The following is a 12,619-nucleotide window of genomic DNA, read 5'->3' as shown; positions in this document are numbered from 1 at the left end:
GCCAAGTCCTCAGTATTACTTGCCGGTTGCCGCCGTACCGGCCGCCGGGCTTGCGTCCCCGGCGTCCCCGCCGTTCCCGGCGTCCCCGGCATTCTCCGGGTGGTGGCAGGCCACCTGGTGCCCCGTCCGCAGCGCGACCAGCGGCGGTTCGGTGGTGCTGCACACCTCGGTCGCCTTCCAGCAGCGGGAGCGGAACCGGCAGCCGGAGGGCGGATTGATCGGCGAGGGCACATCGCCCTTGAGCAGAATCCGGTCGCGCTGGGTACGGCGCCGGGGATCGGGCACCGGCACCGCGGACAGCAGCGCCTTGGTGTACGGGTGCATCGGGGACTCGTAGAGCTCCTTGCGGTCGCTCAACTCCACGATCTTTCCGAGGTACATCACCGCGATCCGGTCCGAGACGTGCCGGATGACCGAGAGGTCGTGGGCGATGATGACGTACGTCAGGCCCAGCTCCTCCTGGAGGTCGTCCATGAGGTTGACGACCTGGGCCTGGATCGACACGTCCAGCGCGGAGACCGGCTCGTCGGCGACCACCAGCTTGGGCTTGAGCGCCAGCGCGCGGGCGATGCCGATGCGCTGGCGCTGGCCGCCGGAGAACTCGTGCGGATAGCGGTTGTAGTGCTCCGGGCTCAGGCCCACCAGCTCCAGCAGCCGCTGCACCTCCTTCTTCACCCCGCCCTCGGGCTCGACGCCCTGCAGATGGAAGGGGGTGGAGACGATCCCGCCGATGGTGTGCCGCGGGTTCAGCGAACCGTACGGGTCCTGGAAGATCATCTGGACGTCACGGCGCATCGGCCGCAGCCTGCCCGGCGACAGATGGGTGATGTCCTGGCCCTGGAACTCGATGGAGCCGCCGGTCGGCTCGTCGAGCCGGGTGATCAGCCGCCCCATCGTCGACTTGCCGCAGCCGGACTCGCCGACGACGCCGAGCGTTTCCCCGGGCCGTACGTCGAAGTCGATGCCGTCGACCGCCTGCACCGCCCCGACCTGCCGCTTGAGCAGGCCCTTGGTGATCGGGAAGTGCCGGACCAGACCGCGGACCCTGAGCAGCGGCGCGGCGTCGGAGGAGGTCCCCGCGGAGCGCTCCGCGGGGGTACCGGCCGTCTTCTGGAGCGGAATCTTCTTGTTCTGGTCGTCAGTCGTCTCGGTCACAGCTTCGGCGCAATCTCTTCGGTCCAGATACGCTCCCGCTCCTCCTGCGGCATATGGCAGGCGGAGAAGTGCCCGCCGCCGGCCTCGCGCAGTTCGGGGCGGACCGTACGGGTGAGGTTGTCCTCGGGCACATCCGCGTACGGGCAACGGGGGTTGAAGGCGCAGCCGGACGGGACGTTGATCAGGCTGGGCGGGGAGCCCTTGACCGGGATCAGCCGGTCCGTCTGGTCACGGTCGATGCGCGGCATGGAGCCGAGCAGGCCCCAGGTGTAGGGGTGCTGCGGCTGGTAGAAGACCTTCTCGGCCGGGCCGCGCTCCACGCACCGCCCGCCGTACATCACCAGCAGGTCATCGGCCAGCTCGGCGACCACCCCGAGGTCATGGGTGATGATGATGACCGCCGAGCCGAACTCCTTCTGCAGATCGCGGATCAGGTCCAGGATCTGCGCCTGGACGGTGACGTCCAGTGCGGTGGTCGGCTCGTCCGCGATCAGGAGCTCGGGGTTGTTGACCAGCGCCATCGCGATCATGGCGCGCTGGCGCATCCCGCCGGAGAACTGGTGCGGATGGTCGTCCACCCGCTTGTCGGGCTGCGGGATGCCGACCCGGTCGAGCATCTCGACCGCCCGTTTGCGCGCGGTCTTCTTGTCGACGTCGTTGTGGACGCGGTACGCCTCCACGATCTGCTGGCCGATCGTGTAGAAGGGGTGCAGCGCGGAGAGCGGATCCTGGAAGATCATCGCCATCTCGCGGCCGCGCAGCCGGCGCACCTCGTCCGGACCGGCGGAGACCAGCTCCTTGCCGTCCAGCCAGATCTCGCCGGACATGTCCACCGTGCGGCGCTGCCGGCGCGAGGCGCGGTGCAGGCCCATCACGGCGAGCGAGGTCACGGACTTGCCGGAGCCGGACTCGCCGACGATGCCGAGCGTCTTGCCCTTCTCCAGCGTGAAGGAGAGCCCGTCGACGGACTTCACGATGCCGTCGTCGGTGGGGAAGTGCACCTTCAGACCGCGCACGTCCAGGAAGGCGGCCGGGGGCGTGGCCGGGTCCGGCGCGGCCCCGGCGGCGGTGGCGGTGGCGGCCTCGGCCGTCCGGGTCCTGTCCTCGGAGGAGTCGGTCACGAGAGCCTCACCCGCGGGTCGACGGCGGCGTACAGAACGTCTACCACCAGGTTGCAAAGGACGATGAAGAACGCGGCGAGCAGGGTGACGCCGAGGACCTTCGGCAGGTCGTTGTCGGTGATCGCCTGTACCGCGAAGGCGCCCACCCCCTGGAGGGAGAAGACCTGTTCGGTGATCAGGGCGCCGCCCAGCAGCAGGCCCAGGTCCATGCCGAAGACCGTGATGATCGGGGTGAGCGCGGCACGCAGGCCGTGCCGGACGACGACCGTGCGCTCCCCCAGGCCCTTGGCCCGTGCGGTGCGGATGTAGTCCTCGTTCAGGGTCTCCATCATCCCGGCTCTGGTGAGGCGGGCGTAGAGCGCCGAATAGAGGAAGGCCAGGGTCACCCAGGGCAGCACCAGGGTTCTGGCCCACAGGAAGGGGTTGTCGAAGAGCGGCACATAGTCGCTGCGTTCGAAGATCGGCCACTGATAGGTGAACAGCGCCAGCGCCAGCGCCCCGGTGAAGAACATCGGGAGCGAGACACCGGCCAGCGCGATGCCCATCGACAGCCGGTCGAAGACCGAACCGGGGCGCAGCGCGGACACCACACCGGTGGCGATACCGGAGACCAGCCAGACGACCGCCGCGCCCAGCGCGAGGGAGGCGGTGACCGGCAGCCGCGACTGGATCTCGGGCCAGACCTCGATATGGGTCTTGAAGGAGTAGCCGAAGCACGGCACATGGCAACGCGCCGCTTCCGGGCCGAACTTGTAGTCGGTGCCGACGAAGATGCCCTTGAGGAAGTCCCAGTACTGCTCGTACACGGGCTTGTCAAAGCCGAGATTCTTCTTCACCGCGGCGATGTCCGCAGGTGTGGGGGCCTTTCCGATGTACTGCTGGGCAAGCTGGTCAGTGGTCTGCCCGGCTATCTTCGGCAGCAGGAAGAAGATGCCGAAGGTGACCGCGCTGACGATCAGCAGCAGGATCACCGCGCTGATCAACCTGCGGATGATGTACGAGAACACGGGGATGCGGCGTCGGCGCCCGCGAGCGGTTCAGCTCGGCCCGCGGGCACCAATGCCTTCACCTGCCTTCCGGGGCTTACTTCTTGACGCCGATGTTGAGGTAGTCGTACTGACCGCTGAAGGCCGAGGTCGACACCAGGTTGGTGGCCTTGGGCGAGCGGTACATCAGGACCTTGAAGTAGGTGAGCGGAACGACCGCGGCCTGCTCCATCGCCTTCTTGTCGACCTGGGCGTAGGCCTTCTCGCGCGCGGCCTTGTCGGTATTGGCGATGGCCGTGTCCAGGAGGTTGTTGATCTCCGGGTCGTCCAGCTGCGACAGGTTGGTGTTGCCGGAGGCGCCGATGGCCTTGCCGTGCAGGATCTGCTGCAGGTAGCCGTAGCCGGTGGGGAAGTCCGAGCCCCACTGCATCATGATCAGACCGACGTTGTTCTTCTTGTCGAACGTCGGCACACCGGCGTAGTCCGAGAAGTACTTGCTGGTCGGGTACTGCTGGATCTTGGCGTTGACGCCGATCGCCTTCAGCGAGTCGATCACCGAGGTCGCCGCGTCCACCTCTTCCTGGCGGTCACTGCGCGCCAGGATGGTGGTGTCGACCTTGCCGGCGCCGCACTTGGCCCAGTGCTTCTTGGCCTCGGTCAGGTCCAGCTTGTCGCCCGAGTACTTCTGCGGGTACAGGTCGAACTTCTGGTATCCGTCGAGGTCGGTCGGCAGGACCGTGGAGGCGATGTCGCCCCGGATCGGGCCGCCGAGGGCCGTCTGCGCGGCCTTCTTGTCGATGGCGTATTCGACGGCCTTGCGGCACTCGACGTTGTCGAACGGCTTCACCTTGGTGTTGAGCGCCGTGTAGACCAGGCGCTGCCCGAGCGAGTTGTCGGTGTTGCCCTTCTCCTTGGAGTCGGTCAGCAGCTGCGCCTGGGTCTGCGCGTCGACGCCCTTGCCGGAGAGGTCGACAAGGGTGTTGCCGGCCAGCAGGTCCTTGTCGATGGTGGACTGGGCCACCTTCAGCTTGAGGACGATCTTCTCCGGCAGCTGCTTGCGCAGCGGGTCGGTCGCGGCCGACCAGTTCGGGTTGCGGACCAGGGTGAGCTGCTTGCCCTCCTGGTAGCTCTGGAACTTGTACGAGCCGGAGGAGACCACCGACTTGGTGTAGTCGGCGCCCTTGTCCTTGGCCTGCGGGACGGGAGCGGTCTGCGGCGCGCTGACCAGGTAGTCGAACTCCGCGAACGCCTTCTTGAGGTGGAAGACGATGGTCTGGTCGTCCGGGGTCTCGATGGACTTCAGGCCGGCCTTGCTCTTGTCCTTGTAGGGACCCTTGTAGCCGCCGTCGTTGTCCTTGAGGATCTGCTGGAAGTAGTTCGGCCCCAGGGACAGGGTGTCGCGGGCGAAGTTGCTGCGCTCGACCGCGTACTTGACGTCCTGGGAGGTGACCGCCGACCCGTCGTCGTACTTGACGCCCTTGCGGAGCTTGTACGTCCAGGTCTTGCCGCCGTCCGTCGGCTTGCCCACCGACTCGGCCAGGTCGGGGACGAGTGCGTTGCCCTTCTTGCCGGGTGCCGGCTTGAAGGTCATCAGCGGACGCGCGTAGAGGCGGCTGAAGTTGTAGATGAAGGCGTAGTACGTGTTCCCCGGGTCGAAGGATTCGGGCGCGTCGCTCATCGCGTAGGTGAGCGTGCCGCCCTTCTGGTCCGAGGCATTGACAATCCCCTTGGTCGCGGCATTCGCGCTCCCGGAGCTGCCGGAATCCGTGCCCCCGCTGCAGCCGGCCAGCAAAAGGCCCGCACTGGTGATGGCCGCTATCGCCGCGACCGGAACTGACCTTCGCATGATGGTCGGTGTCCCCTTCGTTCGTCGAGAAACGTCACACGTCAGATTGCAGTAACGCTGAATTGCAGTAACTCAGATATGCAGTAACGCAGTTGAGGCTTCCGAGCGGGAGCCGGCAGCCATCAGCGGCTGCGCGGGTCCAGTGCGTCCCTCAGACCGTCACCGAGCAGGTTGAACGCCAGCACGGTGACGAAGATCGCGAGGCCGGGGACGATCATGTACTGAGGGTCCACCTCGTAGTACTTGACCGCCTGGTTGAGCATGCCGCCCCAGGACGCCTGAGGCGGCTGGATGCCGACGCCCAGGAAGCTCAGGGCCGCCTCGAAGAGGATGTTGGAGGGAATCAGCAGAGTCGAGTAGACGACGATCGGACCCACCAGGTTGGGCAGCAGCTCACGGAAGAGGATGAAGGGACCGCGCGCCCCCATGCCACGGGCGGCGTCGACGAATTCCCGCTCGCGCAGCGACAGCGTCTGAGCGCGCACGATGCGGCCCATGTACGGCCAGTTGAAGAAGCCGATCACGAAGATCAGGACGGACAGGTGCAGCGGCAGGCCGGACAGCCCGAAGGCGCCCCCCTGCAGCGAGGCGGAGATCGCGATGGCGAACAGCAGCAGCGGGAACGCCAGGAAGATGTCCATCAGCCGGCTGATGACCGCGTCGACGCGGCCGCGGTAGAAGCCCGCGACGACACCGAGGACGGTGCCGATCGCCACCGACAGCAGCGTCGCGCCGAAGGCCACGATCAGCGAGACCCAGGAGCCCTCCAGCACCCGGGCGAGCAGGTCGCGGCCGAACTTCGGGTCCACGCCCAGCGGGTGGTCCGGGCTCATCCCGCCCAGGTCTCCCTTGGGCAGCGTGGTGTTGGGGTCGATCAGCGACTGCTGCGGCGCGTCCGGGTCCAGGCCCAGCCAGCCCTGGATCGGACGGGAGAGCGCGGCGATGAGGATGAGCAGGATGACAACGATGGCACCGGCCACCGCGACCTTGTCCCGCCGGAAGCGCAGCCATGCGATCTGGCCGAGCGAACGCCCCTCGATCCGCTTTCCTTCGACGCCCTTCAGCACCGCTTCCGGCTGCGCCTCAGCAGCCGCCCCGGTGGTCTCGATCGGTGCGGTCACAGTGCCTTTGACCCCTCTCGGCCGACGGTGGCCGGCCCCTGCCCGCCGCGGATAGCGGCCTGGTTCGCCTCACTGGTGCAATGTGGTGCAAGTCCTGCGGGCATCACGGAAGTTCGCACAATGGAAAATCCGGAGGCTCACGCGACGCCGTACGGGATGACGCTCGTACAAAGGACCGAGGCCCTGTTGTTTCCGGAGTCTTCATCCCTTTCGCGATCAGTCACCAGCCCTGACAGGGAAAGGATGCGTAACTGTGATGTGTCCCACTGCTTTCCGTTATACGGACAGCAGTTCGGCCTCAGCGGGGCGATCACGCGCGGAAGAGGGCCTCAACTGCGCGACATGAAGGGGGAATTCACCACAAGGCCGACACCCGGCAGGCACTCCCGGACGCCGGCGGCGCACTGTCAGTAAGGGCGGGGGTAGCCGTAGCCGTACGACGGCGCGGGGGCCTGCTGCCCCGGCGGCTGGGCGTAGCCGTCGCGGTCGAAGAAGGGGCGCGCCAAGGCCCGCATCCACATGCCGACCGGGTCGTAGTCGTCGTTCATCGCCACGGTGGAGACGGGCAGCCCGTCCGGAACCGCGCCGATCGACTGCTGGATCATCAACCGCACCGAATCCACTGCCTGTTGACCGGTGTCGTACAGATCCAGACCGATCGCCAGATATGGGGCACCGAGTGCGGGCTGCACCCAGGCCCGGCGCAACGACCGTACGGCGGGCGTCCGGTGGGCGTTCTGGGCCAGCAGCGCATAGAACTGCGGGATGTCGATGACCGGTTCCGAGATCCGCAGCGGGCCGGCCGGCAGCCGGTCCAGGCCACCGGCGATACGGCGCAGATCCAGCCACGGGATGCCGACGCCGCCGCCGGGGGCATGGGGGTTCAGCCACAGGCCCCAGCGGTCGGGGAAGAGCGAGGCGGCGATCTCCGGTCCGGTGACGACCTCGTGGTCGCGGTTCCAGCCGGAGGCGGCGAGCTCGGGTGCGGAGGTCACGCACGGCGCATAGCCGAGGCCCTCGACCTCCATGTTCCCGTACTGCGCATCGGCCGAGCCGGCCCGGCCGTGCCACAGCAGCATCCAGACCTGGCCCGCGGCGAGCGCGTGCAGCAGTGCCTCATAGGCGTCGTAACGGCCGGGCGAGACCTGCTGGAGCAGCTGCTCCAGCTGTCCGGCCGCCGCCGGCCCCTGATGCGCACCCGCGCTCACGTGGTCCGTCCCTTCTGTCAGCAGGGCACGTGTGGGTGCGCCCGCCCGTCATCCAACCAGCTTACGAGTGGTCCCGGGAGTAGAAGGGCCGCACACGCTCCAGCATCCAGTCGGCGACCGGGTCACCCTGGGCGATGTCGAGCATGACGAGCTGTACGGGCCAGGGCAGCGGTACTGCGCCGAGCGCACGTCCGAGGGCTGACAGTACCGTCTCGCGGGCGGTGCCGTCGTGCAGTGCGGTCAGGTCCGCCCCGATCTGCACACCGACGAAGAGTGCGGGCGTGTCGCCCTCGACACTTGCCAGGGCACGCCGGGCAGTCAGGACAATTCCGGCGCCGGAGAACTCCAGTCCGGCGGCGGCCAGGAAATCCACCGGCTCGTCCTGCCAGTCCGGCTCGAAGAGCCGCACCCGGCCGCCGCTCGGCAGACCGGCCGGCTCATGGCGGGCCTCCCGGCACAGCTCGGCCACCGCGGGCGGCGGCAGCGGGACGCCTATCGTGCCGTCGGGGTTGACCGCGATGCCGATGTGCGGCGGCAGCCCGCGCGCGAACTCCCGGGCCGGGGCGACGGTGAAGGACAGGTGCGAGCCGACCGTCCGCAAGAACTCCTGCTCGGAGCTGTAGACCGGGACGTAGGCCGCGCCACCGAGCTCCACGGTGGGCAGATCGAGGCCGCGGGCGCCGGGGCCCGCGCTCTCGGGGCCACCGCCGTTCGGCAGCGGCACCCACACCCGGCTGCGGCCGAGCACCTCGACGATCCGGCCGCCGGCGCCCGGATGGCCGACCGATGCGGCCAGCACCTCTTCGAGCTCGTTCGCCGGCCACGCCAGCTGCGGTATCCCCTGCTGCGGAAATGTCATGTGTACCCACCCGTTCCGAACCGCGCCATCTGGCCAAAGACCCTAGACGAGAGCGCGGGAGGGGGAACCCGGGGGGCGGGGTGCCGCTCCGCTCAGTCGAAGCTGACCGTCTCCAGGGCGCTCGCCGCCCGCCGGTCGAGCAGCACCGCCGAGCCGACCCCGTCCGGCAGCCGGGCCGCCTCCGCCGCGCCGACCAGCCGGCCCACCGCCCTGCGGTGCCGCGCGAAGGCGTACTCCGACACCCCGCGCCCCCGCGACTCCTGGCCGGACAGCGCCGCCTCGGGCGCCACATCGAGCAGCACCAGATGCAGCCCACGGCCGCCGCGCACCGCCGACCGCGCGATCCAGCCGCGCACCCACGCCAGGGTGCCGCAGTCGTGCACCACCACACTGCCGCCGGAGCGCAGCGCACGGCGAAGCGTCAGATAGTGGGCGGCCCGGACCAGCGGACGGTAGAGGGCGTAGGGCAGGCCGCGCAGTCTGCCGCCCTCCCAGCGCTCGCGTACGTCCTGCGAATCGATGCGGTGCACCGCGGCACCGTGCGCGTCCAGCGGCGGCACCACACGATGCATCAGGGTGCTCTTGCCGCTGCCCGGCAGCCCGGAGACCACCACCAGGTCACCGGCCGGAAACCGCAGCTCGGCGGCGCCCCGCGCCCGTCCCCCGCCCCGGAGGTCCACGATCCGGGCGCCGCGGCCCGCCCGGACCACGGACCGCGGCGGCCGTCCGGTCCGGGGCACCGTGGCGGGCGGCGCCTTCGGCGCGACGCCCGGGGGCACGACCCCTGACGTGGCCCCCCGTGCCGCTTCACTGTGCACCGTGATCGCCCTCCCCGTCCGGTTCTGCTCCGGTTCGAGTCCGTCCCCGTACCCGCAGAGTGTCAAGAAAAGGTAATGCCGAGCAAGGTGATCGGCCGATCTGCCCACGTCACGGACGGGGCAGCCGCCAGGGCTCCTGTATCCGGCGATCCCGTGCAATGATGTGGCCGCCACGTGCACATCGCGTCTCACTTGTGCACCGCCAACTCCATACCGGCCGCTTGAACCCGCGCGGGAGAGTCCCCGGCCGCCATGGCGGGGCGCCGAAGGAGCAAGTCCTCCCTTGAATCTCTCAGGCCCCTATACCGCGCGGGCGAGGCAGATCTGAAAAGCGAGCCACTGCCCGGCCTACGGGGCGGCTCCACCCAAGGTGCAAACCGGGTCCGTTCGCGGGATCCCGGTGAACCTCTCAGGTTCCGATGACAGATGGGGAGAACGTCTTGTCACCCATGCCTGGGAGCCCAGAACCATGACTGATGCCCCCCGCCGTACCGCGCTGGACGCCACCCATCGCGCGCTCGGCGCCACCATGACCGACTTCGCCGGCTGGGACATGCCGCTCCGCTACAGCAGCGAGCGCGACGAACATGTCGCCGTCCGCACCCGCGCCGGTCTCTTCGACCTCTCCCACATGGGCGAGATCACCGTCAGCGGCCCGCAGGCCGCCGACCTTCTCGACTACGCGCTGGTCGGCAACATCGGCGGCGTCAAGACCGGCCGCGCCCGTTACACCATGATCTGCGAGGCCGAGGGCGGCATCCTCGACGACCTCATCGTCTACCGCCTGGCCGACCAGGAGTACATGGTCGTCGCCAACGCCTCCAACGCCCAGGTGGTGCTGGACGCGCTGACCGCGCGGGCCGGCGGCTTCGACGCCGCGATCCGCGACGACCGGGACGCGTACGCGCTGCTCGCGGTGCAGGGCCCCGAGTCCCCCGGCATCCTCAAGGCGCTCACCGACGCCGATCTGGACGGTCTCAAGTACTACGCGGGCCTGCCCGGCACGGTCGCCGGCGTCCAGGCGCTGATCGCCCGTACCGGCTACACCGGTGAGGACGGCTTCGAGCTGTTCGTCCGGCCGGCCGACGCGGTCGCCCTGTGGGAGGCGCTGACCGAGGCCGGCAAGGACGCCGGTCTGGTGCCCTGCGGCCTGTCCTGCCGCGACACCCTGCGCCTGGAGGCCGGCATGCCGCTGTACGGGCATGAGCTGACCACCGCGACCACGCCGTTCGATGCGGGTCTGGGCCGGGTCGTGAAGTTCGAGAAGACCGCCAACGGCGGGGACTTCGTGGGCCGTGAGGCGCTGGCGGCGGCCGCCGGGCGCGCCGAGGCGAACCCGCCGCGCAAGCTGGTCGGCCTGCTCGCCGAGGGCCGCCGGGTCCCGCGCGCCGGGTACCCGGTCGTCACGGCCGACGGCACGGTCATCGGCGAGGTCACCTCCGGGGCGCCTTCCCCCACCTTGGGCAGGCCGGTCGCCCTCGCCTATGTGGATGCGGCCTACGCCACGCCGGGTACCGAGGGTGTCTGCGTGGACATCCGTGGAAGCCATGAGCCGTACGAGGTCACCGCTCTGCCGTTCTACAAGCGCCAGAAGTAAGGGCTGACCGCGGCAGACCCGGCAGCGGCGCGCGCCCGCGCGTCTCACTGTGCAAGACCCTCCCCCCGGGCCACGCCAGGGGGCGACCCCCGTCACGACCACACCCTCGCGTACAGGAGAATCGAGCCATGAGCAACCCCCAGCAGCTGCGCTACAGCAAGGAGCACGAGTGGCTGTCGGGCGCCGAGGAAGGCGTCTCGACGGTCGGCATCACCGAGCACGCGGCCAACGCGCTCGGCGACGTCGTCTACGTGCAGCTCCCTGAGGTCGGCACCACGGTCGCGGCGGGCGAGACCTGCGGCGAGCTGGAGTCGACCAAGTCGGTCAGCGATCTCTACTCGCCCGTCGACGGTGAGATCACCGAGATCAACGAGGATGTCGTCAACGACCCCTCGCTGGTGAACTCCGCCCCGTTCGAGGGTGGTTGGCTGTTCAAGGTGAAGACCGGCGGTGAGCCCGCCGAGCTGCTCTCGGCCGACGAGTACGCCGCCTTCATCCAGAGCTGAGCTGCCCCGCTCCTCCTCCGCCACCACCCGCGGGGAAGCTCCCCCGGACTCCGTCCGGGGAGACCCCCCTCGCGCCCCCTGACTCCCCGGGAAGACTTATGTCGCTTCTGAACAGCTCCCTCCATGAGCTCGACCCCGATGTCGCCGCCGCCGTCGACGCCGAACTCCACCGCCAGCAGTCCACCCTCGAAATGATCGCGTCGGAGAACTTCGCCCCCGTCGCCGTCATGGAGGCCCAGGGCTCCGTCCTCACGAACAAGTACGCCGAGGGCTACCCCGGCCGCCGCTACTACGGCGGCTGTGAGCACGTCGATGTCGTCGAGCAGATCGCCATCGACCGCATCAAGGCCCTCTTCGGCGCCGAGGCCGCGAACGTCCAGCCGCACTCCGGCGCACAGGCCAACGCCGCGGCGATGTTCGCCCTGATCAAGCCGGGCGACACCATCCTGGGTCTCAACCTCGCCCACGGCGGGCACCTGACCCACGGCATGAAGATCAACTTCTCCGGCAAGCTCTACCACGTGGTGCCCTACCACGTCGACGAGAAGACCAACCTGGTCGACATGGAGGAGGTCGAGCGCCTCGCCAAGGAGCACCGCCCGAAGCTGATCGTGGCCGGCTGGTCCGCGTACCCGCGGCAGCTGGACTTCGCCGAGTTCCGCCGGATCGCGGACGAGGTCGGCGCCTACCTGATGGTCGACATGGCGCACTTCGCCGGCCTGGTCGCCGCGGGCCTGCACCCCTCGCCCGTGCCGCACGCCCACGTCGTGACCACCACCACCCACAAGACCCTCGGCGGCCCCCGCGGCGGCGTCATCCTCTCCACCCAGGAGCTGGCCAAGAAGATCAACTCGGCGGTCTTCCCCGGTCAGCAGGGCGGGCCGCTGGAGCACGTCATCGCGGCCAAGGCCGTCTCCTTCAAGGTGGCCGCCTCCGAAGAGTTCAAGGAGCGCCAGCAGCGCACCCTGGACGGCGCCCGCATCCTCGCCGAACGCCTCGTCCAGCCCGACGTCACCGAGGCCGGGGTCTCCGTCCTGTCCGGCGGCACCGATGTCCACCTCGTCCTCGTCGACCTGCGCAACAGCGAGCTCGACGGCCAGCAGGCCGAGGACCGCCTCCACGAGGTCGGCATCACCGTCAACCGCAACGCCATCCCGAACGACCCCCGGCCCCCGATGGTCACCTCCGGCCTGCGCATCGGCACCCCCGCGCTGGCCACCCGCGGCTTCCAGACCGAGGACTTCCACGAGGTCGCCGACATCATCGCCGAGGCCCTCAAGCCGGCCTACGACGCCGGGGCCCTCAAGGCCCGGGTCACGGCGCTGGCGGACAAGTTCCCGCTGTACCCGTCCCTGTGACGCGTTTCATGCGCTGAGTCCGCCGCCCGCCGGTCGCCCGCCGG

General features: G+C 69.2%; 11 protein-coding genes and 2 riboswitches. Of the genes, 3 read left to right on the top strand and 8 right to left on the bottom strand.

From position 1 onward, the window contains the following. Positions 1-15 precede the first annotated feature (15 nt). The 8 genes from ACWGJY_RS04355 to ACWGJY_RS04320 form a co-directional block, all read right to left on the bottom strand. On the bottom strand, positions 16-1,155 hold the full coding sequence (locus tag ACWGJY_RS04355) for an ABC transporter ATP-binding protein (RefSeq protein ID WP_453259281.1): 1,140 nt from the start codon (positions 1,153-1,155) through the stop codon (positions 16-18). Continuing rightward, positions 1,152-2,276, bottom strand: a complete 1,125-nt coding sequence (locus ACWGJY_RS04350) for an ABC transporter ATP-binding protein (protein ID WP_453259280.1) — start codon at positions 2,274-2,276, stop codon at positions 1,152-1,154. The genes ACWGJY_RS04355 and ACWGJY_RS04350 overlap by 4 nt, the downstream gene beginning before the upstream one ends. Further along, positions 2,273-3,283: an ABC transporter permease gene (locus ACWGJY_RS04345; RefSeq protein ID WP_453259279.1), complete on the bottom strand. Its 1,011-nt coding sequence runs from the start codon at positions 3,281-3,283 to the stop codon at positions 2,273-2,275. The genes ACWGJY_RS04350 and ACWGJY_RS04345 overlap by 4 nt, the downstream gene beginning before the upstream one ends. 76 nt (positions 3,284-3,359) lie before the next feature. Continuing rightward, on the bottom strand, positions 3,360-5,108 hold the full coding sequence (locus tag ACWGJY_RS04340) for an ABC transporter substrate-binding protein (RefSeq protein WP_453259278.1): 1,749 nt from the start codon (positions 5,106-5,108) through the stop codon (positions 3,360-3,362). Between the two features lie 122 nt (positions 5,109-5,230). Further along, positions 5,231-6,229, bottom strand: a complete 999-nt coding sequence (locus ACWGJY_RS04335) for an ABC transporter permease (RefSeq protein ID WP_453259277.1) — start codon at positions 6,227-6,229, stop codon at positions 5,231-5,233. A 407-nt stretch (positions 6,230-6,636) separates the two neighbouring features. Further along, on the bottom strand, positions 6,637-7,437 hold the full coding sequence (locus tag ACWGJY_RS04330) for an enhanced serine sensitivity protein SseB C-terminal domain-containing protein (RefSeq protein WP_453259276.1): 801 nt from the start codon (positions 7,435-7,437) through the stop codon (positions 6,637-6,639). A 61-nt stretch (positions 7,438-7,498) separates the two neighbouring features. Beyond that, the gene (locus ACWGJY_RS04325; RefSeq protein ID WP_453259275.1) at positions 7,499-8,296 is read right to left on the bottom strand and encodes an enhanced serine sensitivity protein SseB; all 798 of its coding nucleotides are present in this window, start codon (positions 8,294-8,296) and stop codon (positions 7,499-7,501) included. Positions 8,297-8,388: 92 nt separating this feature from the next. Then, positions 8,389-9,075 carry an AAA family ATPase gene (locus ACWGJY_RS04320; RefSeq protein WP_453259274.1) on the bottom strand — a complete coding sequence of 229 codons (687 nt, stop codon included), beginning with the start codon at positions 9,073-9,075 and terminating at the stop codon, positions 8,389-8,391. Between the two features lie 261 nt (positions 9,076-9,336). After that, a riboswitch (glycine riboswitch) is annotated at positions 9,337-9,432 on the top strand. Further along, a riboswitch (glycine riboswitch) is annotated at positions 9,433-9,550 on the top strand. A gap of 33 nt (positions 9,551-9,583) precedes the next feature. Between ACWGJY_RS04320 and gcvT the strand changes: the two genes are divergently transcribed. The 3 genes from gcvT to glyA all read left to right on the top strand — a co-directional run bounded on the left by gcvT (position 9,584) and on the right by glyA (position 12,575). Continuing rightward, positions 9,584-10,711 (top strand): glycine cleavage system aminomethyltransferase GcvT, encoded by a 1,128-nt coding sequence (gcvT, locus tag ACWGJY_RS04315; RefSeq protein WP_453259273.1) that lies wholly within the window; start codon positions 9,584-9,586, stop codon positions 10,709-10,711. Between the two features lie 128 nt (positions 10,712-10,839). Beyond that, entirely contained in the window at positions 10,840-11,217 is a 378-nt protein-coding gene (gcvH, locus tag ACWGJY_RS04310; RefSeq protein ID WP_453259272.1) for a glycine cleavage system protein GcvH, read from the top strand. A 98-nt stretch (positions 11,218-11,315) separates the two neighbouring features. Then, on the top strand, positions 11,316-12,575 hold the full coding sequence (glyA, locus tag ACWGJY_RS04305) for a serine hydroxymethyltransferase (protein ID WP_453259271.1): 1,260 nt from the start codon (positions 11,316-11,318) through the stop codon (positions 12,573-12,575). Positions 12,576-12,619: the final 44 nt, after the last annotated feature.

It is taken from the genome of Streptomyces sp. NPDC054765 (genome assembly GCF_053612065.1).
This window is presented reverse-complemented; position numbering and strand designations above follow the sequence as displayed.